Origin of the sequence: Thermus aquaticus, assembly GCF_001280255.1 — a bacterium.
Classification (GTDB): Bacteria; Deinococcota; Deinococci; order Deinococcales; family Thermaceae; genus Thermus; species Thermus aquaticus.
On sequence record NZ_LHCI01000106.1, the window covers coordinates 1489736 to 1511407 of the forward strand.

Below are 21672 nucleotides of genomic sequence, written 5' to 3' on the forward strand. Positions count from 1 at the left end.
CGGTTCTCCCCATCCAGACTACTGGGACGCTTCCTCCAGCTCCTTGCGGATGTGTTCCCTGGTGCCCTGGATGCCTCCGGGTGGCCCTATTCGGGCCTTTCCAGCCTCGCTGGAGCGCTGGTAAAGCTCCGGAGCCTGAAGAAGGATTAGCCCCTGGCCAGCTACGCGGTAGGGATCGGCTTCCACCAAGTGCAACGCCTCCCCCAAAAGGCGCTTCTGTCTGCGGGCGAAGGCCCTGGTGTACTGGGGGCCTGGGGTGGGGAAGGCCACGATGGGAATGCCAAGGCCCGCTGCCTGCTCGGTTGCCGTGCCGGCCGTGGCGAAGGCCAGCTTGGCCCGATGGAGTATGGCTGAAAAGGCTCGGCGGAGGACCCAGACGGTGTGGCCTTGGCGCTCCAGCTTAAGGGTTTCCCCGTCCCAAAAGGTCTTCTGCCAGCCGGGAAGGGACGGCAAGGCTTCCCATGCCTTGGGCCAAGCTACTGCCGGAACCAGAGGCAAGTACCGGCTCGCTTCCAGCATGAGGGGTAGGCTAAAGGTCTCGTCCCCCCGCGTCCCTGGCAGGAGGGCTAGGAGGGGGTCTGGCCCTACGAAGCCTAGATCGCGTTCGGGCGGGGGCAGGAGGTCCATGGCGAAGCTTCCGTACCAGTAGGCGTGGCGTATCCCCAAGGACCTCAGGCGGTTGAGGCTTTTTTCATCCCTTACGAAGACGGCCCTGGCCCTGCGGTGGAGAAGCCTTTCATAGGGGGTGAAGTCGCTTCCTCCCCAGTCTAGGAGGAGCTCTAGGGGGGATGAAAGGCCCTCGAGGTAGTGGGCGGAAACGAGGGGGTTCACGTGGTACAGGGGCGCTCCCCGAGCGGCCAAGACCCCTACGGTAAGCGCATAGGCATCCCCCACAACCACGACTGCGGCGGGTTTGGGTATCGTGAGAGCCGCACGCCATTGCTGGAGAGTCATGCTGAGGAAGCCTGCTTGGAGATCGGCAAGGAAGTTTTTCCAGCTTCCGAAAAGAAATCCCCCTGAGGGCATTTCCTTACGGGGTCCGAGGATGCGCTCCGCCACCTTTTCGTAAACCCTGCCCTCTCCTACCAAGGGTAAAGCCCAAACCACCCTGGGGAGACCTTGGGCGATGCGGGCGCCTATGGCATCTTCCGTAGGACCGTTGGAAACAAAGAGAACGGGCTTCACAAGACCTCCAGGGCGAGGAGGACGGCCCGGGCCTGGACCTCGAGGGGCACGTAAGGCCCGGGCTTGCTTAGGGCCAGGGTCTCGTCGGGGGGGAGGTGGATGAAGCCCACCGGGACCTCTTCAGGCAGGTGGAAGAGGGAAAGGTAGAAGGCCTGGTTGCAGAGGTAGCTCCCGGCGGAGAGGCTTTGCCTGGCGGGAATGCCCGCTTCCCGCCAGCGCTTTAAGACCGCCTTCACGGGGAAGCGGGCCGGGAGGGCTAAAGGGGCGTTGGGGACGATGGGGACGTCTTCCACGACGTTTCCGGCGTTGTCCGGGCGCTCAAAGTCCAGGAGGTTCACCGCGAGCCTTTCCAGGGAGAGGAGGGGCCGCCCTTCCGCCAGGCCCAGGTGTAGGACGGCCTCCGGGCCTTCCTCCAGGAGGGCCTCGAGGGCCTCCTTTACCCTGGCGGTGTCCACGGGGAGAAGGGCCCTCCGGAGGCGCTTGCCGCCGATGGCCTCCGGTAGGAGGGCGAGGAGGGCCTCCGAGGGGTTGTGGGGTAGGCCCCCGAAGGGTTCAAAGCCGGTGACCAGGACCATGCCTTCGCCATTATAGGGGCCTATCCTTTGACCTGGTATAAGATGGGGGGCGTGGACCTAGGTCTTGTGACCGACTCTGCCTCGGACCTCTCCCCCAAAGTGCTCCAGGACCAAGCCGTAGGCCTGGTGCCGGTCTATGTGCATGTGGGGGGCAGGAGGTACAAGGACTGGCAAGAGCTCACCCCGGACGCCCTCTACCAGGCCATGCGGGCGGGGGCCGAGCCCGTAACCGAGCCCCCCAGTGTGGAGGACTTCGCCGAGGTGTACGAGCGGTACCTTCAGGTGTACGACCGCCTCCTCTCCCTCCACGTCTCCGGGGAGCTTTCCAAGACCGTGGAGCGGGCCCGGGAGGCGGCCTTGAAGGTGGCCCCCACCCGCATCCGGGTGGTGGACTCGGGGATGGTCTCCGCCGGGCTTGGGGCCATGGTCCTGAGGGCGGTGGAGATGCTTAAGGGGGGCGCGGAGGAGGAAGAGGTGGTGCGGGAGATGGAGAGGATGAAGCGCTCCAGCCTCTACTTCAGCGTGGCCGACCTCTCCCACCTGGCCCGAAACGGCCGCCTTCCCCGCTTCGGCGAGGTGGTGGGGAACCTCCTGGGCCTCCGGCCCATCCTGCGCATAGAGAAGGGGCACATCCGCTTCCTCAAGGTGGCCCGGGAGAGCGCCGTCCCCGAGGCGCTCGCCCGGCTGGTCCTGGAGGGGTTCAGGGGCCGCGCCGCCCGCATCGCCATCGCCCACACCGACGCCAAGGGCGAGTGGATTGAGGGCCTGAAGCGCGCTCTAGAGGGGGCGTTACGCCTGGAGCGGGGCCGCATCACCCGCTCGGGGGCCGCCATCGCCGCCAACGTGGGCCTCGGGTCTTTGGCCGTGCACGCCTACGCTTTAGAATAGCTTCTGGCCCCTTTGGGGCTTTGCATGGAGATCGCTCAGGAGAAGCTTTACGGCCACCGGGTGGCCCTGCCCCAGGTGGCCTCGGCCCTGCTTTTCGCCCGGGAGAGACCCCCTGCCCTCCTCCTGGCCCCGGAAGAGCGCCTAAAGCGCTACCGGGATCTCGCCGCCTTCGGCGCGCCCGTCTACGTGAACCCGGGCCTCGAGGCCCTGGAGGAGCGGGCCCTCTTCGTCATGAGCTACGAGGAGGCCCTAAGCCCTTTCCCCGAGGACCCCGAGGCCTGGCGCCTGGTCCTCGAGGTGGGGCGGGCCTATTCCCGGGAAGGCCTCCTGGAGCGGCTTTTCAAGATGGGCTACGCCCGGGACGAGGAGGTGCGGGTCCTGGGAGAGGTCCTGGAGGTGGGGGAGGTGAGGCTGGAGTTCTTTGGGGAGGAGCTGGAGCGCCTTCTGGTTTCGGGCGAGGAGAGGAGGCGCCACGTCCTCCTGCCCAAGCCGGGAAAGGCCGAGGGCTTCACCTCCCAAAAGGTCCTCCACTTCCCCGGGCCCCTTTACCTGGACACCCCGGCCCTGGCCCCCAAGGAGCTCTGGCCTCTCCTTGCGGGGAGGCCTTTGGTGGCCCTGGGGGGCGGGGTGGAGCTTCCCTCTTTGGAGCTTGGGGCGAGGCCCCTTCCCCCTTACCGGGGAAGCCTCAAAGCCCTGGAAAAGGACCTGGCCCGCTGGCTCAAGGAGGGCAAAAGGGTCCACCTCTTCGCCGGCCACGCCCGCACCCTGGAGTACCTGAAAAGGCGCCTCGCGCCCTTCTCCCCCCTGGTCCTGGAGCGCTACCCCGGGCCCAAGGGGCGGCTTTCCCTCCTCCCCGGGGCCTTTGAGGGCGGGGTGGAGTGGGGGGAGGAGGTCCTCCTCACCGAGGCCCTGGTCTTCGCCACGGGGGCGGTGCGGGCCAGGGTGCGCCTGGGGGAAGGGCTTTCCGACCCCGGCGCCTTAAGCCCCGGGGACTTCCTCATCCACCCCGAGCACGGCATTGGCCAGTACCTGGGCCTGGAAACCCGGGAGGTCTTGGGGGTCAGGCGGGACTACCTGGTCCTCCGCTACCGGGGGGAGGGGCGGCTCTACCTGCCCGTGGAGGGGCTACCCCTCCTCAAGCGCCACCCCGGCACCACCGACGACCCCCCGGAGCTCTCCTCCCTGGGCAAGGGGGAGTGGCAGAGGGCCAAGGAGAAGGCCAGGAAGGACGTGGAGGAGCTGGCCGCCAGGCTTCTCGTCCTCCACGCCAAGAGGAAGGCCACCCCGGGCCGGGCCTTCCCCGCCCTGCCCGAGTGGGACCCCCTGGTGGAGGCGGGCTTTCCCCACGAGCTCACCCCCGACCAGAGGCAGGCTCTCGAGGAGGTCCTCCGCGACCTGGAAAGCCCCCACCCCATGGACCGCCTGGTCTCCGGGGACGTGGGCTTCGGCAAGACCGAGGTGGCCCTGAGGGCCGCCCACCGGGTGGTGGGCCACGGGGCCCAGGTGGCCTTTCTGGTGCCCACCACCCTGCTGGCCGAACAGCACGGCAGGACCTTCCGGGAGCGCTTCCGCGGCCTCCCCGTCCGGGTGGAGGTCCTCTCCCGTTTCACCCCGCCCAAGGAGGAGGAGGCCATCCTCAAGGACCTGAAGGAGGGCCGGGTGGACATCGTCATCGGCACCCACCGCCTCCTCCAGCCCGACGTGGCCTTCAAGGACCTGGGCCTCCTCATCGTGGACGAGGAGCACCGCTTCGGCGTGGCCCAGAAGGAAAGGATCCGGGAGCTTAAGGAGAACGTGGACACCCTCTACCTCTCGGCCACGCCCATCCCCCGGACCCTCTACTCGGCCCTGGTGGGCCTCAAGGACCTCTCCAGCATCAAGACCCCGCCCCCGGGGAGGAAGCCCATCAAGACCTACCTGGCCCCCTTTGACCCCCTCCTGGTGCGGGAGGCCATCCTAGGGGAGCTGGAGCGGGGCGGCAAGGCCTTTTACGTCCACCACCGGGTGGCCTCCATTGAGGCCAGGCGGCGCTACCTGGAGGACCTGGTGCCCGAGGCCCGGATCGGCGTGGTCCACGGCCAGATGCCCGAGGGCCTTATTGAGGAGACCATGGTGCTCTTCGCCGAGGGGGCCTACGATGTCCTTCTGGCCACCACCATCATTGAGGCGGGCCTGGACGTCCCCGAGGCGGGCACCATCCTCATTTAGCGGGCGGACCTCCTGGGCCTCGCCACCCTCTACCAGCTCCGGGGCCGGGTGGGGCGGCGGGACCAGGAGGCCTACGCCTACCTCTTTCACCCGCCCCGCCTCACTGAGGCGGCGGAGAAGCGCCTCCACGCTATCGCCGACCTCTCGGACCTGGGAAGCGGCCACCTCCTGGCGGAGAAGGACATGGAGATAAGGGGCGTGGGGAACCTTCTGGGTCCCGAGCAGCACGGCCACATCCGGGCCCTCTCCCTGGAGGTCTACACGGAGCTTCTTGAGGAGGCCTTAAGGAAGCTCAAGGGGGAGAAGGTGGAGGAGAGGCCCCACGTTACCCTGGACCTCGCCCTCTCCGCCCGCCTTCCCGCCGAGTACGTGGGGAGCCTCGAGGCCAGGAGCCGCTACTACAGCCGCTTCGCTGAGGCCAAGACCCTGGCGGAGGTCTCCCGCCTGGTGCGGGAGCTCAAGGAGCGGTACGGCCCCCTCCCCGAGGAGGCGGAGAACTTCGTCAACCTCACCCGGCTCCGCCTGGTGGCCGAGAGGAAGGGGGCGCTTTCCATCACCGAGGACCTCACCCACCTGGTGGTGGTTTTCCCCCGCTACCCCCTGGACTATGACGCCCGGGCCCTCAAGGCCCTGCCCCACCGCGTGGAGATCACCCAGTACCCCCCGGGCTTCCGCCTTCCCAAAAAGGGCCTGAGGCCCCGGGACTACCCCGAGGCCCTCATGGAGGTCCTCTACCTCTTCGCCGACCGCTAGGGGATCAGGTTGAAGAGCTTGAGGCGCAGGACCACCTCGGCCTGGGTGAGCTTGTAGCTCACCTTTTCCCCGCTGAGGCTCATTCGGGCCCCCACCCGGAAGTTGCCGCTCTTCACCAAGTCGTAGCCGGGGTCCCCCGCTTTCAGGGTCAGGTCCAGGCCCAGGGGTCCCTTTTGCCCCGGATTCAAGCTTAGGGTGGCGCTTCCCACCTGGATGTCCCCGTTGCCATCGTAGAGGTCCGCGTCTCCCTGGGGTGCGAGGCGCACCTCGAGGCTGAGGGAGGCCGGGAGGGTGCCCGTGTTTTCCAGCTCCGCCTGCACCAAAAAGCGAGCGTCTACCAGGGCGTCTACACCGGGAACCGCCACCTCTTGGCCGGCGGGGTCCCCGGGGACTTGGATTTCGGTCTGGGTCAGGTCCAGGGTACCTTGGCGGCTATCCTGGGGAACGAAGCTCAAGAGGTCCACCTCGAGGCGGTGCACCGTGTGCCCGCTGCAGGCGGCCAGGAGGAGCAGACCGGTCAAAAGTAGGGCGCGTTTCATCCCACACCTCCTAGAAGTTCACTGCCAGGGCGATGCCGTACACCGTGCCTCCCACCAGGGGGGCTTGGTGGGTGGTGAGGGCCAGGTCCAGGGCTAGGGCTTCCAAGTTCAACCCCATGCCCACGCCAAAGCGGAGGCCCCCCTCATAGCCGATTCCCGTCCGTAGGGCTACGGGACCCAGGGGGTACTCCAGCCCCAGGTGGAAGGCGGGGGCCACGCTCCCAAAGCGGGCGTCCGCCGCCACCAGGAGGTCGGTGCCTTCCATGCGGTACGCTCCGTTGACGAAGAACTCGGGGCTTGAGAAATCGCTCCGCTTGGTGGTGGGGGTGCGGGTCTCCGTCCCGTCCCGTACCTGGACCTCTAGGCCCCTCCACTCCGCAAAGCCCAGGAGGTTCCGCACCCCAAGGCCAAGGGCCCACCTGCCCCCGTCCACGGCCACCCCCGCGTCCCCCCGGAGGCCGTAGCCCATACCCCCGGCCCCCAGGCCGAAGCTCCCCTCCAGGTAGTCGGGATAGCTCAGGAAGTAGCGGTACTCGTAGCTCACCCCGCTCACGTTGCCGTCTTGGTCAAAGGTGGGCCGGGCCAGGGCCCTTCCCTCGGCGTAGCCCAGGCCGTAAAACCCCTCGCCCCTGACCCCCACGTAGACCCGGCCCAGCCCGGGCACCTCCGCCAGGGGCGCGGCGAAGCCCAGGGCCAGGCTGAGCCCGGCGCTGAAGGCACCGGCGCCTTCTAGGACACATGGGGACGGGTTCTGGCTTTTGCACACGTCCAGGCTTCCCCCAGCCAAGGCCTGGGCCAGCTCCCGGCTGGGGGAAAGCCGTACCCCTTGGGTTCCGGCGAAGGCCCCGAAGGAGAGATAGGTCCCAGGACCCAGGTCCAGGGCGATGCTGAAGAGGGGAGCGGGGATGAGGGCCTGGGGTTTTTCCGGAGAGGCCCCGGTCTGGAAAGAGGGGATCAGGTTCCGTCCTGAACCGTCGGTGATGCTGAGGCCATTGGCGCTCACCCGGAAGACCACCTCGTCGGGGCTTCGGGCAGGGTTGAGGAGAAAGCTGTGCAAGTGGCTTGCCTGGTCGTAGGCGCTGAGGAGGTCAAAGTTGGCCTTGAAGGCCTGGGGGTCGGTGAAGTAGGCGAAGGGGCTGGTGTCGGGGAAGAGGGGAAGCAGGCGCAGGAGACCGATGGGGAGCTGGATGCCTTCTTTGCCCCAGGTGTCCGGGAAGGCGGCGTAGGCAGGGTTGGCCCCTGCGTGGGCGGGCCCGGGGAGGGCCACGCCCCCCATGCCCAGGCTCCGCACCCCTTGGGTGAGGCCGATGCTAAAAAGCCCTACTGCCGCTAGCCAAAGGATTCTTTTCATAACGCACTCAGTCTAAGTGCCCGCATTTTGGTTTCGCAACATGGGATGCCCAAGTCGGGGCTAAAGGCTTTTCTGGGGCTCCCACCGCGGCGAAAGCCGCGGTGGGGTACTTAAGGCCTACCTCCCGGAGGTGTCAAGCCCCTTTGACAGGAGAGGGGGCGTGGGCGTAAACTTTGACTCAGTATAAGGAGGTGTCCATGATCAAGAAGGTAGGCGTGGTGGGCGCGGGGACCATGGGAAGCGGGATCGCCGCCCTAGTGGCCAGCGCCGGGGTCCCGGTGGTCCTTTTGGACATCCCCGGAAAGGAAGACCGGAACGAGTACGCCAAGAAGGGGCTGGAGCGGGCCCTGAAGGCCAAGCCGGCGGCCTTTATGGACGCCGACCTCGCCCGCTATGTGGAGATCGGCAACACCGAAGACCACCTGGAGAAGCTCAAGGACTGCGACTGGGTGGTGGAGGCCATCATAGAGAAGCCGGAGCCCAAACAGGCCCTTTACGCCCGCCTCGAGGGCCTCCTCAAGCCCACGGCCATCGTCAGCTCCAACACCAGCGGCATCCCCATGAAGATCCTCCTGGAAGGCCGCTCCGAGGCGTTCCGCAAGCGCTTCCTGGGGACCCACTTCTTCAACCCGCCCCGCTACCTCCACCTCCTGGAGCTCATCCCCACCCCCGAGACCGACCCCAGGGTGTTGGCGGAGATCCGCCGCTTCGGCGAGCGCATCCTGGGCAAGGGGACCGTTCTCGCCAAGGACTCCCCCGGCTTCATCGCCAATCGGCTTGGGGTCTACGGCATGGTGCAGGCGGTCCGCCTCATGGAGAAGCACGGCCTCACCATTGACGAGGTGGACGCCCTTACCGGGCCCCTCCTGGGCCGCCCCAACTCGGCCACCTTCCGCACCGCCGACCTCACAGGCCTGGACGTGCTGAAGCTGGTGACCGAGGAACTGGCCCACGCCACCGGGGAGGACTTCGCCCTTCCCGCCTGGGTCCTCCGCCTGGTGGAGGAGGGGCGCTTGGGGGAGAAGACGGGCGCCGGCTTTTACAAGCGGGTGAACGGGGAGATCCTGGTCCTGGACCCCAGGACCCTGGACTACGTTCCCAGGGCCAAGCTGGACCTCCCCGAGCTCGGGGCCATCCGGGACCTTCCCCTTTCCGAGCGCCTCCCCAAGGCCCTGGAGCTTCCCGGCAAGTACGGGGCCTTCCTCCAGGAGCTTTTCGCCAGGACCGCCCACTACACCCTGGAGAAGGCTCCGGAGATCGCCTACGACCTGGTCTCCGTGGACCAGGCCCTGGAGTGGGGCTTTGGCTGGGAGGCGGGGCCCTTCAAGAACATGGACGCCGTGGGCCTAGCCCGGGTGAGGGATCTCCTTGGGGCCCATGGGCTTTCCGTCCCCGAGCTTCTGGAGAAGGCGGACGGGGCCTTCTACAAGAACGGCGCCTTCCTGGGGTTTGACGGGGCCTACCACCCCCTGCCCAAGCGGGAAGGGGTCATCTCCTTAAAGGCCCTGAAGTCCGAGGGGAAGACCCTCCTGGAGGGCAAGGAGGCGGCGCTTCTGGACCTGGGGGATGGGGTGGCCCTTCTGGAGTTCCGCACCAAGATGAACGCCATCGGGGAGGGAGTCATCCGCATGCTCCAGAAGAGCCTGGAGTACGTGGAGGAGAAGGGCTATTTGGGGCTCGTCATCGGCAACGAGGACCCCAGGGCCTTCTCCGCCGGGGCCAACCTGGCCCTCATCCTTTCCCTGGCCCAGGAGGGGGACTGGGACGAGCTCTCCCTGGCGGTGCGGCAGTTCCAGAAGGCCTCCATGTCCTTGCGCTACAGCCCCTTCCCCGTGGTGGTGGCCCCCTTCGGCCTCACCCTGGGGGGCGGGGCCGAGTTCACCCTGCACGCCGATAAGGTTCAGGCCCACGCCGAGCTCTACATGGGCTTGGTGGAGGCCGGGGTGGGCCTTTTGCCCGCCGGGGGCGGCACCAAGGAGATGCTCCTCCGCTTCACCAAGGAGCTCGCCCCCTACGAGGAGGCGGACCCCTTTGAGGCGGTCAAGCGGGCCTTCAACCTGATCGCCATGGCCAGGACCTCCACAAGCGCCCTCGAGGCCAGGAAGATGGGCTTCCTCAGGGACCGGGATGGCATCTCCATGAACCGTGACTTCCTGATCGCCGACGCCAAAAGGCGGGTCCTGGAGCTGGCCCCCGACTACCGTCCGCCCCTGCCGCCCACCATCCGCGTCCTGGGGAGCGAGGCGCTTGGCAACCTGCGCTACGCCGTGTGGGCCTTCCGCGAGGCGGGGGAGATCACGGACCACGACATGAAGATCGGCCTGGAGATCGCCTACGTGCTCTCCGGCGGGGAAGGGCCGGCCCGGGAGGTCTCGGAGTGGGACCTCCTGGACCTGGAGCGCGAGGCCTTCTTGAAGCTCCTCGGCACCCGGAAGACCCAGGAGCGCATCGCCTACACCCTGAAGACGGGGAAGCCTCTTAGGAACTAAAGGGGGAGAAGATGCGGGAAGCGGTCATCGTGAGCGCGGTTCGGAGCCCCGTGGCCCGGGGCAAGAAGGACGGGGCCTTGGCCACCCTCCACCCGGTGGACCTCTCGGCCCAGGTGATGCGGGGGGCGCTGGAGCGGGTGGGCCTGGACCCCAGGGAGCTTGAGGACGTTCTCTGGGGCTGCGCCATGCCCGAGGCGGCCCAGGGGCTCAACATCGCCCGCCTGGCCCTCCTCCGGGCGGGCTTTCCCGTGGAGGTGGCGGGGGCCACGGTCAACCGCTTCTGCTCCTCGGGCCTCCAGACCATCGCCATGGCGGCCCAGGCGGTGATGACGGGGATGGCGGACGCGGTGTTGGCGGGTGGGGGGGAGATGATGAGCCAGGTGCCCATGTCGGGCTTCCACACCCGGCTCCACCCCGACCTCACCCCCACCGAGTGGAGCCCGGAGGCCTATTCCGTTTACATCGGCATGGGCTACACCGCCGAGCGGGTGGCGGAGCGGTTTGGCATCAGCCGGGAGGACCAGGACCGCTGGGCCCTTAGGAGCCACCAGAGGGCGGCCCAGGCCTGGGCCCAGGGGCGCTTTAGCGAGGTGGTGCCCATCCGGGTGCCTAAGGTCACCTACCAGGGCACCAAGAAACGGGTGGAGGAGGTCCTCTTTGAGCGGGACGAGACCGTGCGGCCCGAGACCAGCCTCGAGGCCCTGGCCAAGCTCCGCCCCGCCTTCAAGAAGGGGGGCACGGTGACGGCGGGGAACGCCAGCCCCTACTCCGACGGGGCGGCGGCGGTGGTGGTCATGAGCCGGGAGAAGGCCGAGGCTTTGGGCCTTAAGCCCCTCGCCCGCTTGGTGAGCTTCGCCGTGGCCGGTGTGGAGCCCGACGTGATGGGCATCGGCCCGGTGAAGGCCGTGCCCAAGGCCTTGGCGCGGGCCGGGCTAAAGCTAGACCAGATTGACCTCATTGAGTTCAACGAGGCCTTCGCCGCCCAGGTCCTGGCGGTGATGCGGGCTTTGGAGATGCCCGAGGAGAGAACCAACGTCAACGGCGGGGCCATCGCCCTGGGCCACCCCTTGGGGGCCACCGGGGCCAAGCTCACCGCCCAGCTCATCAGCGAGCTTTCCCGGCGGGGCGGGGGGTACGGCCTGGTCACCATGTGCATCGGCGGCGGCATGGGGGCCGCCGGCGTCTTTGAGGTGTATCCGGCGTAAGGAGGCGACCATGACCAAGGAGAAGAAGCTTTGGAAAAAGGGCGGCGGCTGGCTTCTGGAGAGCCCGGAGGCCATTTACACCCCGGAGGACTTTGACGAGAGCGTCAAGGAGATTGCCCGCACCACCCGCACCTTCGTGGAGCGGGAGGTGCTTCCCCTTCTGGACCGCATGGAGCACGGGGAGCTGGAGCTCAACGTGCCCCTGATGCGTAAGGCAGGGGAGCTCGGGCTTCTGGCCATTGACGTCCCCGAGGCCTACGGGGGCCTGGACTTGCCCAAGGTGATCTCCACCGTGGTGGCGGAGGAGCTTTCGGGAACCGGGGGCTTTTCCGTCACTTACGGGGCCCACACCTCCATCGGCACCCTGCCCCTCGTCTACTTCGGCACCGAGGAGCAGAAGCGCAAGTACCTGCCGAAGCTCGCCAGCGGGGAGTGGATCGCCGCCTACTGCCTCACCGAGCCCGGCTCGGGCTCGGATGCCCTGGCCGCCAAGACCCGGGCCACCCTCTCGGAAGACGGCAAATACTACATCCTGAACGGCGTCAAGCAGTGGATCTCCAACGCGGGCTTCGCCCAGCTCTTCACCGTCTTCGCCAAGGTGGACGGGGAGCACTTCACCGCCTTTTTGGTGGAGCGGGACACCCCGGGCCTCTCCTTCGGCCCCGAGGAGAAGAAGATGGGCATCAAGGCCTCCAGCACCCGCCAGGTGATCCTGGAGGACGTCAAGGTGCCGGTGGAGAACGTCCTGGGGGAGATCGGCAAGGGGCACAAGATCGCCTTCAACGTCCTCAACGTGGGCCGCTACAAGCTGGGGGCGGGGGCCGTGGGCGGGGCCAAGCGGGCCCTGGAGCTTTCCGCCCAGTACGCGGCCCAGCGGGTCCAGTTCGGCCGCCCCATCGGCCGCTTCGGCCTCATCCAGGAGAAGCTGGGGGAGATGGCGAGCCGCATCTACGCCGCCGAGAGCGCCGTCTACCGCACCGTGGGTCTCATTGACGAGGCCCTTTTGGGCAAGGAGGGCGCCGAGGCGGTGATGGCGGGCATTGAGGAGTACGCCGTGGAGGCCAGCATCATCAAGGTGCTGGGCTCGGAGGTCCTGGACTACGTGGTGGACGAAGGGGTGCAGATCCACGGCGGCTACGGCTACTCCCAGGAGTACCCCATTGAGAGGGCCTACCGGGACGCTCGCATCAACCGCATCTTTGAGGGCACCAACGAGATCAACCGCCTCCTCATCCCCGGCATGCTCCTCCGCCGGGCCCTGAAGGGGCAACTCCCCCTCTTCCAGGCGGCCATGAAGCTCCAGAAGGAGCTTTTGGAGCCCAGCTTTGAGGAGCCCGAGGACCTGGAGCTCTACCAGATCGCCGGCCTCAAGAAACTCTTCCTGATGGTGGCCGGCCTGGCGGCCCAGAGGTACGGCCAGGGGGTGGAGGAGGAGCAGGAGGTCCTGGCGGCCGCCGCCGACATCCTCATTGACGCCTACGCCGCCGAGAGCGCCGTCCTCCGGGCCAGGCGGCTTGGGGACCTGGCCCAGGCCATGGCCCGGGTCTATCTGGTGCAGGCCCTGGACCGGGCCCAGATGAGGGCCCTTGGCGTTCTGCCGCGGCTTGTGGAGGGGGACGAGGCCCGGGTGGTCTACTCGGCCGCCCGCAGGCTCACCAAGCGCGAGCCCGTGGACCTGGTGGCCCTGAGGCGGAAGGTGGCCGAGGCGGTCCTCGAGGCCCAGGGCTACCCCATCCCGCGCTAGGGGCTTTTGTGAAGTCCCCGCCGCCAAGGGCGGCGGGGTCATTTCACAGCGCCTCTATGCGCCACCTGGGGCCTTCCTTGGTATCCTCCACGATGACCCCCAGGGCCTTGAGCCGGTCCCGGATTAGGTCGCTTTTGGCGTAGTCCTTGGCCCGCCGGGCCTCTTCCCTCAGCTCTAGGAGGAGGCCGATGAGGCCCTCGAGGAGAGGCCCCGAGAGCTTCTCCTCCAGGACCCTTTCCGGGAAGAGGCCCAGGATCCCTTCCCCCAGGGTGTGGAAGGCCTCTTCCGCCCGCCTTAGGCTCTCCTCTCTGGCCTCGGGGAGGAGGCGGTGGAGCTCGGGGAGGAAGGTGAAGAACTGGGCCAGAGCCTCAGGGGTGGAGAGGTCGTCCTCTATGGCCGCCATGAAGCCCTTCTCCAGGGCCTCCAAAGCCCTCTCCAGCTCGGGGGTGGTGCCCTTGGGGGCGGTCTTCTTGCGGGCGCGCACCTCCCGGTAGGCGTTCAGGAGGCGGGCATAGCCCTTCTTGGCGGCCTCGAGGCCCGCAAAGGTGAAGTCCATGGGGCTCCGGTAGTGGGTCTGCAGGAGGTAAAAGCGCACGGCCATGGGCTCGTGGGCGCGGAGAAGGTCGTGGAGGAGGACCAGGTTTCCCGTGCTCTTGGCCATCTTCTCCCCCTCCAGGAGGACGTGGTTGTGGTGCATCCAGTGCCGGGCGAAGCGGTACCCCGCCGCCTCCGCCTGGGCGATCTCGCACTCGTGGTGGGGGAACTGGAGGTCAATCCCCCCGGCGTGCAGGTCAAACCCCTCCCCCAGGTACTTGAGGCTCATGGCGGTGCACTCAATGTGCCAGCCGGGGTAGCCCTCCCCCCAGGGGCTCTTCCAGCGCATGAGGTGGCCGGGCTCGGCGGCCTTCCACAGGGCGAAGTCCAGGGGGTCCTCCTTCTCCTCCCGGACCTCCACCCTGGCCCCGGCCCTGAGCTCCTCGGGCCTTTTGCCGGAGAGCTTGCCGTATTCCGGGAAGGCCCGGACCCGGAAGTAGACGCTCCCCTCCCGCACGTAGGCCACACCCCGCTCCAGGAGCTTTTGCGTGAGCTCCCACATCTCGGGGATGTGGCCCGAGGCCCTGGGGGCGATGGAGGGCCTCAGGACGTTCAGGGCCGCCATGGCGTCAAAGTAGCTCCAGGTGTACTTCTCCGCCACCTCCATGGGCTCAAGCTTTTCCAGCTTGGCCCGTTTGGCCACCTTGTCCTCGCCCTCGTCGTCCTCGGTCAGGTGGCCCACGTCGGTGATGTTGGAGACGAAGCGGACCTTGTAGCCCTTGTGGAGGAAGTAGCGCCGCAAGACGTCGTAGACGATGGGGCCCCGGGCGTGGCCCAGGTGGGGGTCGGCGTAGACAGTGGGGCCGCAGACGTAGATGCCCACGTGCCCCGGGGTGGCGGGCTCAAAGGGGACCTTCTTCCTTTGCATCGTGTCGTAGATGACGAGGCCCATAGGGCGATTATAGGGGTTGTGGCAAAATGGCGGGGTATGGGGCGGATTCTGAGGGGACTTGCCGGGGACGGGAACCTGAGGGTGGTGGCGGCGGACACGACGGACGTGGTGGAGGAGGCCAGGCTTCGGCACGGCCTTTCCCCCACGGCCACCGCCGCCTTGGGCCGGGCCATGACCGGGGCCCTCCTCCTGGCCCAGCTCCTCCTCAAGACCCCCAAGGAGCGCCTCACCCTGCGCATAGAGGGCGCGGGGCCCCTGGGGGGCCTGGTGGCGGAGGCCGACGCCTTCGGCCACGTGAGGAGCTACGTGAAAAACCCGAAGGCGGAGGCGCCCTTGCGGGAAGACGGCAAGCTCAACGTGGGGGAGCTTCTGGGGCCCGGGGTCCTGCGGGTGGACCGGAGCCTCCCCAACGGGGAGATCTACACCAGCACGGTGCCCCTGGTCTCCGGCGAGATCGCCGAGGACCTGGCCCACTACCTCTGGCAGTCCGAGCAGATCCCCTCCGCCGTCCTCCTGGGGGTGCGGGTCCACGGGGAAGGCGAGGTGGAGGTGGCGGGGGGCGTGGCCGTTCAGGTCATGCCCGGGGCCCCCGAGGAGGTGGTGGCCCGCCTCGAGGCCAACCTGGCGGGGCTTCAGGGCCTCACGCCCCTCCTCAAGGAGAAGGGCCTGGAGGGGGCTTTGGAGGCCATCTTCCAGGGCCTCGGCTACGCGCCCACGGACCTGAGGGCCCTGGGCTACGCCCAAAACGAGATCCCGGTCCGCTTCCAGTGCCGTTGTAGCCGGGAAAAGGCCCTGGAGGCCCTGGTCTTCTTCACCCCCGAGGAGCGGGAGGACATGATCGTGAAGGACGGAGGGGCGGAGGTGGTCTGCCACTGGTGCGGGGAAGCCTACCGCTTTAGCCCGGAAGAAATCCGTTCCCTGGTGGCCGAGGTCCGCTGCCCGGACTGCGGGGCCCTTTGGCTCTACCCCCGGGCGGACGGGAGCGTTTTCCGCATAGAGGGGGAGACCTGCCGTTGCGGGCGGAAGGTGGAGATCCCCTCGGAGAGGCGGGCCGAGGCCTAGCCCTACCCCTGCCCGCCCACTTGCGGCCGCCAGCGGAGGAGGTGGCGCTCCAAGCGCTCAAAGAGGAAGAAGAGGAAGAGGACGAAGAGGACGATTAGGGCGATGAGGGCCAGGGAGAGCTTGGCGTTGTAGGTGCTCTGGGCGAAGGAGAGGAGGTAGCCTAAGCCCCGGCTGGCCGCCACGAACTCCCCCACCACCGCTCCGGTGAAGGCGAAGCCCACGGCCACCTTCAGGGAGGAGAGGACCCAGGCGGCGAGGGAGGGGAGGTAGACCTCCCTCAGGAGCCATAGGCTTCCGCCCCCCAGGGTCCGGACCCTTTCCACGAGCCTCGGGTCCACGTTGCGCACCCCCCCGTAGACGGCGAAGAAGATGAGCACGGCCACCAGGACCAGGCTCAGGGCCACCTTGGAGGCCAGGCCGATGCCGAGCCAGATCACGAAGAGGGGGGCGAGGATCACCCGGGGGATGGCGTTGAGGAGGAGCATGACGGGCTCCAGGAGGTCGGCGACGAGGGAACTGAAGGCGGCGAGAAGGCCTAAGGCCCCCCCAAGGAGGATCCCCCAGAAAAGCCCCAAGAGGGCGGCGCTGAAGGTGGCCTGGAGGTGGGGCCAGGCCTCGCCGCTGGCGAGGAAGCCCCAAAGGGTGAGGAGGACCTCGTGGGGGGGTGGGGCGTAGAGGGGGTTTACCAGCCCCGAGACGGAAAGCCCTTCCCAGAGGAGGAGAAGACCGAAAACCCCTAGGACGCGGCGCATAGGGCCACCTCTTCCAGATCCTGCCACAGCCTCTTAAGAAGGGTGCCGAAGCGGGGGTCGCTCCGCACCCCCACCGGGTCCCGGGGCCTGGGGAAGGGAACGGGGTACTCCTTGGCGATGCGGGCCCTGGGCCCCTGGGAGAGGAGGTAAACCCGGTCGGAGAGGGCTAGGGCCTCCTCGAGGTCGTGGGTCACCAGGAGGACGGAGATCCCCTCCCCCTCCACCAGCCGGAGGAGGTCGCGGGTGATCTCCATGCGCAGGATGGCGTCCAGGCTGGAAAAGGGCTCGTCCATGAGGAGGAGGCGGGGCCTTAGGGCCAGGACCTGGGCCAGGGCCACCCGCTTCCTTTGCCCCCCGGAGAGCTCGTGGGGAAAGCGGTCCCCAAGCCCCTGAAGCCCCAGGCGGGAAAGCCAGGCCTCGGCCTCCTCCAGGGCCTTCTCCCGGGGCCACCCGCGGATCCTCAGGCCCAAGGCGGCGTTTTGCCGGGCGGTGCGCCAGGGAAGGAGGGCATCCTCCTGGAAGAGAAAGCCCAGGGCCTCTTTAGGAAACCCCCGCCGGATCTCCCCGGAAAGGGGCTTCAGGAGACCGGCGATGGCCCGAAGGAGGGTGCTCTTGCCGCTGCCCGAAGGCCCCACCAGGCTCACGAACTCCCCCGCGGCCACGTGGAGGCTCACCCCTGCCAGGACGGGGACCTTCCCGTAGCCTAAGGCCAGGTTCCGGACCTCAAGCACCCAGCACCTCCAGGTCCAAAAGCCCCTCCACCCGGAAGGAGGGGGGGAGGAGGCCCGCCTCCACCTGGCTTTCCGCTACCCGGCGGGCGGCCTCCAGGTCAATCCGCACCCCTGTGGGGTAGAGGTCCTTGCGGTAGCGCTCAATCACCCCCCGGAGCCTTTCCTCGTCCCCGCCCGCAATCAGGGCCTTGGGCAGGGTGTCAGCGATGAGGCGGGCGTTGGCGGCGTGGATGAAGCGGAGGGCCTTCTCCAGGGCCCTGGCCATGGCCCGCATCTCCTCAAGCCTTCCCTGGCGCTCCTCCCGCCGCACCGCCACCCCCATGAACTCGTAGGGGCCGCCCAGGTAAGCCCGGGCCTGCTTCAGGTCCATGAGGTTCACCAGCTCCCGCCCCCCGGCCTCCTTGAGGAGGGTGAGGGCGGGCTCCTGGACCATTCCCGCTTCCACGTGCCCAGCTTTGAGGGCCTCGTAGAGGTTGGGGCCTAAGGTGGCGTACTGCACCCGCTTTGGATCCACCCCGGCCTTTTTCAGGAGGTAGACCAAAAGGACGTGGTCGGCGTTGCCCAGGGCCGAAACCCCCACGGCCTTCCCCTCCAGGTCCTTGAGGCCCTTGATGGCGCTTTTGGGGCCGGCGGCCAGGGCGAAGAGAGGGAGGCGGCCTGTGGAACAGAAGCGGAGGATGGGGGCCCCTTGCTGGTAGGCCTGGAGGGCCGCGTCCAGGCTGGTGGCGGCGTAGTCCACCGCCCGCCCCACCAAAAACTGCAGGGCCTGGCTTCCTCCCCGGGCGTAGACCAGCTCCACCTCGAGGCCCTCTTCGGCAAAGTAGCCCCGCCTCAGGGCCACTTCATAGGGGACAATGCACAGGAGCTGGGAGCAAAAAGCTAGCCGCAGGCGTCTTTTTCCCCGTTGTGCCAATCCTAACCCTCCCAGGGCCAGTCCCGTAAGCCCCTGCACCACCCTACGCCGATCCAGGCAGCATTCCATACCGTCATAGTGCTTTATGAGCTTCATCCTGTCAAGGGTATATATGTCCAACCGAGGCGGTAGCGAGCCTTTTCGCTGTTTTGGGTAAAATGGCCTCATGTTCAAGACCATCCTCCTGGCCTACGACGGCTCGGACCACGCCAAGCGGGCGGCGGCGGTGGCCAAGGCCGAGGCCCAGGCCCACGGGGCGAGGCTTCTGGTGGTCCACGCCTACGAGCCCGTGCCCGACTACCTAGGGGAGCCCTTTTTTGAAGAGGCCCTGAAGAGGCGGCTGGAGCGGGCGGAGAAGGTTCGGGCCGAGGCCATGGCCCTGACCGGGGTTCCCCGGGAGGACGCCCTCCTTTTGCAGGGGCGGCCGGCGGAGGCCATCCTCCAGGCGGCCATCGGGGAGAAGGCGGACCTGATCGTCATGGGCACCCGGGGCCTGGGGGCGGTGGGGAGCCTCTTTCTGGGAAGCCAGAGCCAGAAGGTGGTGGCCGAGGCCCCCTGTCCCGTGCTTCTGGTGCGCTAGGAGGGCAGGATGGAGTACGAGACCCTGGCGGTGCACGCCGGCCTCCCCGAGGACCCCCATGGGGCCTTGGGGCTTCCCATCTACGCCGTGGCCGCCTACGGCTTCAAGACCCTGGAGGAGGGGGCGGAGCGCTTCGCCACTGGGGAAGGTTACGTCTACGCCAGGCAGAAGGACCCCACGGCCAGGGCCCTGGAGGAAAGGCTCAAGGCCCTGGAAGGGGCGGATTACGCCGTGGCCTTGGCCAGCGGCCAGGCGGCCACCTTCGCCGCCCTTTTGGCCCTCCTGCGCCAGGGGGACGAGGTGGTGGCGGCGAGGGGGCTTTTCGGCCAGACCATCGGGCTTTTCGGCCAGGTCCTGGGCCTCATGGGGGTGCGGGTTCGGTACGTGGACCCCGAGCCCGACCGGGTGCGGGAGGCCCTTAGCCCCAGCACCCGGGCCATCTTCGTGGAGACCCTGGCCAACCCCGCCCTTTACATCCCGGACCTCGAGGGCCTGGCCTCCTTGGCCGAGGAGAAGGGGGTGGCCCTCATCGTGGACAACACCTTCGGGGCGGCGGGGGCGCTTTGCCGGCCCCTCAGGTGGGGGGCGCACGTGGTGGTGCAAAGCCTCACCAAGTGGGCCAGCGGCCACGGCTCGGTCCTGGGCGGGGCCGTCCTCTCCCGGGACACGGCGCTCTGGGCCCGCTACCCCCAGTTCCTGGAGAAGGACCCCCGGGGCCAGGTGCCCTGGGAGGCCCTGGGAGGGCGGTGCTACCCCGAGCGGGTCCGTACCCTGGGCCTTTCCCTCCTGGGCATGGCCCTTTCCCCCTTCCACGCCTACCTCCTCTTCCAGGGCCTGGAGACCGTGGCCCTGAGGGTGGCGCGGATGAGCGAGACCGCCCACTTCCTCGCCGAGCGCCTCCAGGGCCACCCCAAGGTGAAGGCCCTCCGCTACCCGGGGCTAGAGGGGGACCCCGCCCACGGGCGGGCTCGGAAGTACCTGAGCGCCTTCGGGCCCATGCTCACCCTGGACCTGGGGAGCCAGGAGGCGGCGAGCCGCTTCCTTAGGGCCATCCCCCTGCCCAAGGCCGCCAACCTGGGGGACGCCCGCACCCTCCTTGTGCACCCCTGGACCACCACCCACAGCCGCCTCCCCGAGGAGGGGAGGCTCCAGGCGGGGGTGACGCCCGGTCTGGTGCGGGTTTCCGTGGGCCTCGAGGCCCCGGAGGACCTCCTGGGGATGTTCCGGGAGGCCCTTGAGGTTGTATAGGAGAGATAAGGCACGAGCGGGAAGAATCGTGAATATTCGCACAAAAGCACTTCTCTCGCCCTCGCCCCAAAGGACGAAAAGGGGGCGGCCGTAAGAGGCCGCCCCGGTAAGCGCTCGGGCCTTTAGATCACCCAACGCCCCCGCCGCATGAGGGGGACGCGGGTGCCGTCCTCGAGGAGGCCGTCCACGTCCACCTCCTCGGAGCCGATCATCCAGTCCACGTGGACCATGCTCTCGTTGCCGCCCCGGCGCCGGAACTCCTCCCCGCTGGGGCGGCCTTCCAGGTTCTCGGCGTAGGCCTGGCCGAAGGCGATGTGGCTGGCGGCGTTCTCGTCAAAGAGGGTGTCAAAGAAGACGAGGCCGGTCTTGGCGATGGGGTTGTCTGCGGGTACCAGGGCCACCTCCCCCAGGCGCCTCGCTCCCTCGTCGGTGTCCAGGAGCTTCTTGAGGACTTCTTCCCCCTTCTCGGCGCCCACCTCCACGGCCACGCCCCCTTCAAACCGGGCCCAAAGGCCTTCCACCAGCTGGCCGGAGAGGGCCAGGGGGCGGCTGGCGCGCACCACCCCCTCCACCCGCTCCCGGTGGGGGGCGGTGAAGACCTCCTCCGTGGGCAGGTTGGGGTTGCAAAGCCGCCCCTTCTTGGTGGGGGTGGCCCCACCCTGCCAGAGGTGCCCCTCGGCCAGGCCCACGGTGAGGTCCGTGCCGGGCCCCTGGAAGTGGAGGGCGTGGAAGCGCTTTTCGTTCAAGAAGGCCACCTTGGCGTGGAGCACCCGGTTGTGGGCTTCCCAAGCGGCCACGGGGTCCTCCTGGTCCACCCGGGTGGCCTGGAAGATGGCCTGCCAGAGCCTCTGCACCGCCTCCTCCTCCGGGAGGCCGGGGAAGACGGCTTTGGCCCAGCCCGGATGGGCGAAGGGGACGATGGTCCAGTTGGTGACGAACTCGGTGATGGCGGAGAGGGTGGGCCTGTAGGCCCGGCTCTGGGCCTGCTGGGCCCGGCCCACCCGCTCAGGGGGAAGGCCCTCCAGGGCCTTGGGGTCGTTGCCGCTCACCGCCAGGCGGGCCGCGCCCTCGTGAAAGGCCTTGGCCATGCCCTCGTACAGCCAGGCGGGGGCCCTGTCCAGGTGGGCCTCCGGCACCAGGGCCAGGCGCTTCCTGGCGATGAGGTTATCCCCATAAAGAACGGTGAAGAGGCTTGCCCCATTCTCGTAGGCCTTTTCCGCCAGGAGGCGCACGAAGTCCACCGCCTCTATGGGGGCGGTGGCCACGATCTCCTGGCCCTCTTCCAGGTTGAGCCCAACCCTGATGGCCAGCTCGGCCAGCTTGTTGAGGTTTTCCGTGAAGGCGTCCACGCCCCTAAGTCTTCGTCCCCAGGGGGGTTTCGTCAAGGGCGGGGGCAGGACCTAGGCCTTCCCAGAAGGAGGGCGAGACCGGAGAGGAGAAGGAAGAGGGGGCGCGCTTCCTCCAAGAAGAGGGCCAGGAGGAGGAAGACCAGGGCCAGAAGGTAGCGCCAGGGACCCAGCATGCCCTCATCTTATCCCCGGGACATTCCTCACCCCAGGGCGGGGGTAGGGTAGGGAAGAGGTGAAGGTTAAGGGCCTTCATGGAGGAATAAGGAGTACGGGAGCGTGAAGGAGATGCAGGGGGTGTTGGGCTACCAGAAGGTGGCCGAGCCCGCCGCCTTTGAGCGGGCCAACTACCTCAAGGTTCTGGCCTCGTACCGCCTTCTTCCCTGAGGGCGTAAAGGCCCTCGCCCAGGGCCACCACCGGGCTCCGCTCCCAGCGGGCCAGGGCCGAGAGGCGCACCTTGGCGATCTTCTCCGGCTCCCGCACCTCTGCCCATAGGCCCGTCTCCTTCAGGTGGCGGCCGATCTCGGCGTAGTGCATGGGGCGGCCCGCCTCCTTGAGGAGGGCCACCACGGCTTTGCGGAAGCGGTCCGGCCTGGGCACCGCTCCAAGTATATAG

At 68.0% G+C, this 21672-nt stretch carries 18 protein-coding genes and 1 pseudogene; 8 read left to right on the forward strand and 11 right to left on the reverse strand.

Annotated elements, in window-relative coordinates:
* Positions 1-18: 18 nt before the first annotated feature.
* Together BVI061214_RS09050 and BVI061214_RS09055 are read right to left on the reverse strand one after the other, a co-directional pair.
* Positions 19-1185, reverse strand: coding sequence for a lipid-A-disaccharide synthase-related protein (locus BVI061214_RS09050; protein ID WP_053768109.1), 1167 nt, complete (start codon positions 1183-1185; stop codon positions 19-21).
* Positions 1182-1760 (reverse strand): pyroglutamyl-peptidase I, encoded by a 579-nt coding sequence (locus tag BVI061214_RS09055; RefSeq protein WP_053768110.1) that lies wholly within the window; start codon positions 1758-1760, stop codon positions 1182-1184. The genes BVI061214_RS09050 and BVI061214_RS09055 overlap by 4 nt, the downstream gene beginning before the upstream one ends.
* A gap of 51 nt (positions 1761-1811) precedes the next feature.
* Here BVI061214_RS09055 and BVI061214_RS09060 point away from each other — a divergent pair, with 51 nt between their 5' ends.
* Together BVI061214_RS09060 and mfd are read left to right on the forward strand one after the other, a co-directional pair.
* Entirely contained in the window at positions 1812-2648 is an 837-nt protein-coding gene (locus tag BVI061214_RS09060) for a DegV family protein (RefSeq protein WP_053768632.1), read from the forward strand.
* A 24-nt stretch (positions 2649-2672) separates the two neighbouring features.
* Positions 2673-5609: pseudogene (mfd, locus tag BVI061214_RS09065) on the forward strand (transcription-repair coupling factor).
* Here mfd and BVI061214_RS09070 read toward each other — a convergent pair.
* Positions 5606-6148, reverse strand: a complete 543-nt coding sequence (locus BVI061214_RS09070) for a hypothetical protein (RefSeq protein ID WP_053768111.1) — start codon at positions 6146-6148, stop codon at positions 5606-5608. The pseudogene mfd and the gene BVI061214_RS09070 sit on opposite strands and share 4 nt — an antisense overlap.
* Before the next feature lie 10 nt (positions 6149-6158).
* Positions 6159-7499, reverse strand: a complete 1341-nt coding sequence (locus BVI061214_RS09075) for a hypothetical protein (RefSeq protein ID WP_053768112.1) — start codon at positions 7497-7499, stop codon at positions 6159-6161.
* 197 nt (positions 7500-7696) lie between these two features.
* Here BVI061214_RS09075 and BVI061214_RS09080 point away from each other — a divergent pair, with 197 nt between their 5' ends.
* From BVI061214_RS09080 to BVI061214_RS09090, 3 genes are read left to right on the forward strand one after another with little or no spacing between them, the layout of a single operon-like run.
* Positions 7697-9988 (forward strand): 3-hydroxyacyl-CoA dehydrogenase/enoyl-CoA hydratase family protein, encoded by a 2292-nt coding sequence (locus tag BVI061214_RS09080; protein ID WP_053768113.1) that lies wholly within the window; start codon positions 7697-7699, stop codon positions 9986-9988.
* Between the two features lie 11 nt (positions 9989-9999).
* Positions 10000-11193, forward strand: a complete 1194-nt coding sequence (locus BVI061214_RS09085) for a thiolase family protein (protein WP_053768114.1) — start codon at positions 10000-10002, stop codon at positions 11191-11193.
* A gap of 10 nt (positions 11194-11203) precedes the next feature.
* On the forward strand, positions 11204-12937 hold the full coding sequence (locus BVI061214_RS09090) for an acyl-CoA dehydrogenase family protein (protein WP_053768115.1): 1734 nt from the start codon (positions 11204-11206) through the stop codon (positions 12935-12937).
* 43 nt (positions 12938-12980) lie between these two features.
* Here the strand turns inward: BVI061214_RS09090 and cysS are convergent, their stop codons facing one another.
* Positions 12981-14423 (reverse strand): cysteine--tRNA ligase, encoded by a 1443-nt coding sequence (cysS, locus tag BVI061214_RS09095; protein ID WP_053768116.1) that lies wholly within the window; start codon positions 14421-14423, stop codon positions 12981-12983.
* A 36-nt stretch (positions 14424-14459) separates the two neighbouring features.
* Between cysS and hslO the strand changes: the two genes are divergently transcribed.
* The gene (gene hslO / locus BVI061214_RS09100; protein ID WP_053768117.1) at positions 14460-15485 is read left to right on the forward strand and encodes an Hsp33 family molecular chaperone HslO; all 1026 of its coding nucleotides are present in this window, start codon (positions 14460-14462) and stop codon (positions 15483-15485) included.
* 2 nt (positions 15486-15487) lie between these two features.
* Here the strand turns inward: hslO and BVI061214_RS09105 are convergent, their stop codons facing one another.
* From BVI061214_RS09105 to BVI061214_RS09115, 3 genes are read right to left on the reverse strand one after another with little or no spacing between them, the layout of a single operon-like run.
* Positions 15488-16237: an ABC transporter permease gene (locus tag BVI061214_RS09105; RefSeq protein ID WP_053768118.1), complete on the reverse strand. Its 750-nt coding sequence runs from the start codon at positions 16235-16237 to the stop codon at positions 15488-15490.
* The gene (locus tag BVI061214_RS09110; RefSeq protein WP_053768119.1) at positions 16222-16968 is read right to left on the reverse strand and encodes an ABC transporter ATP-binding protein; all 747 of its coding nucleotides are present in this window, start codon (positions 16966-16968) and stop codon (positions 16222-16224) included. Before BVI061214_RS09110 ends, BVI061214_RS09105 begins: the two co-directional genes overlap by 16 nt.
* On the reverse strand, positions 16961-17809 hold the full coding sequence (locus BVI061214_RS09115; protein ID WP_231623761.1) for an ABC transporter substrate-binding protein: 849 nt from the start codon (positions 17807-17809) through the stop codon (positions 16961-16963). Before BVI061214_RS09115 ends, BVI061214_RS09110 begins: the two co-directional genes overlap by 8 nt.
* Positions 17810-18047: 238 nt before the next feature.
* On the opposite strand from BVI061214_RS09115, the gene BVI061214_RS09120 reads away from it, so the two are divergent.
* Entirely contained in the window at positions 18048-18461 is a 414-nt protein-coding gene (locus tag BVI061214_RS09120; RefSeq protein WP_053768121.1) for a universal stress protein, read from the forward strand.
* A gap of 9 nt (positions 18462-18470) precedes the next feature.
* Positions 18471-19709: a PLP-dependent transferase gene (locus BVI061214_RS09125; protein ID WP_053768122.1), complete on the forward strand. Its 1239-nt coding sequence runs from the start codon at positions 18471-18473 to the stop codon at positions 19707-19709.
* Between the two features lie 122 nt (positions 19710-19831).
* Here the strand turns inward: BVI061214_RS09125 and BVI061214_RS09130 are convergent, their stop codons facing one another.
* The 3 genes from BVI061214_RS09130 to BVI061214_RS09135 all read right to left on the reverse strand — a co-directional run bounded on the left by BVI061214_RS09130 (position 19832) and on the right by BVI061214_RS09135 (position 21656).
* Positions 19832-21058, reverse strand: a complete 1227-nt coding sequence (locus BVI061214_RS09130) for an aminopeptidase (RefSeq protein ID WP_053768123.1) — start codon at positions 21056-21058, stop codon at positions 19832-19834.
* A gap of 32 nt (positions 21059-21090) precedes the next feature.
* Entirely contained in the window at positions 21091-21231 is a 141-nt protein-coding gene (locus BVI061214_RS13305; RefSeq protein WP_169775285.1) for a hypothetical protein, read from the reverse strand.
* A gap of 176 nt (positions 21232-21407) precedes the next feature.
* The gene (locus tag BVI061214_RS09135) at positions 21408-21656 is read right to left on the reverse strand and encodes an HTH domain-containing protein (RefSeq protein WP_003045587.1); all 249 of its coding nucleotides are present in this window, start codon (positions 21654-21656) and stop codon (positions 21408-21410) included.
* Positions 21657-21672 lie beyond the last annotated feature (16 nt).

What these genes read in the sequence shown, in the direction of transcription:
- BVI061214_RS09055 (WP_053768110.1), bottom strand. Translation starts at nt 1,760, where the DNA reads ATGGTCCTGGTCACCGGCTTTGAACCCTTCGGGGGCCTACCCCACAAC.
- BVI061214_RS09070 (WP_053768111.1), bottom strand. Translation starts at nt 6,148, where the DNA reads ATGAAACGCGCCCTACTTTTGACCGGTCTGCTCCTCCTGGCCGCCTGC.
- BVI061214_RS09075 (WP_053768112.1), bottom strand. Translation starts at nt 7,499, where the DNA reads ATGAAAAGAATCCTTTGGCTAGCGGCAGTAGGGCTTTTTAGCATCGGC.
- BVI061214_RS09080 (WP_053768113.1), top strand. Translation starts at nt 7,697, where the DNA reads ATGATCAAGAAGGTAGGCGTGGTGGGCGCGGGGACCATGGGAAGCGGG.
- BVI061214_RS09085 (WP_053768114.1), top strand. Translation starts at nt 10,000, where the DNA reads ATGCGGGAAGCGGTCATCGTGAGCGCGGTTCGGAGCCCCGTGGCCCGG.
- BVI061214_RS09090 (WP_053768115.1), top strand. Translation starts at nt 11,204, where the DNA reads ATGACCAAGGAGAAGAAGCTTTGGAAAAAGGGCGGCGGCTGGCTTCTG.
- cysS (WP_053768116.1), bottom strand. Translation starts at nt 14,423, where the DNA reads ATGGGCCTCGTCATCTACGACACGATGCAAAGGAAGAAGGTCCCCTTT.
- hslO (WP_053768117.1), top strand. Translation starts at nt 14,460, where the DNA reads ATGGGGCGGATTCTGAGGGGACTTGCCGGGGACGGGAACCTGAGGGTG.
- BVI061214_RS09105 (WP_053768118.1), bottom strand. Translation starts at nt 16,237, where the DNA reads ATGCGCCGCGTCCTAGGGGTTTTCGGTCTTCTCCTCCTCTGGGAAGGG.
- BVI061214_RS09120 (WP_053768121.1), top strand. Translation starts at nt 18,048, where the DNA reads ATGTTCAAGACCATCCTCCTGGCCTACGACGGCTCGGACCACGCCAAG.
- BVI061214_RS09125 (WP_053768122.1), top strand. Translation starts at nt 18,471, where the DNA reads ATGGAGTACGAGACCCTGGCGGTGCACGCCGGCCTCCCCGAGGACCCC.
- BVI061214_RS13305 (WP_169775285.1), bottom strand. Translation starts at nt 21,231, where the DNA reads ATGCTGGGTCCCTGGCGCTACCTTCTGGCCCTGGTCTTCCTCCTCCTG.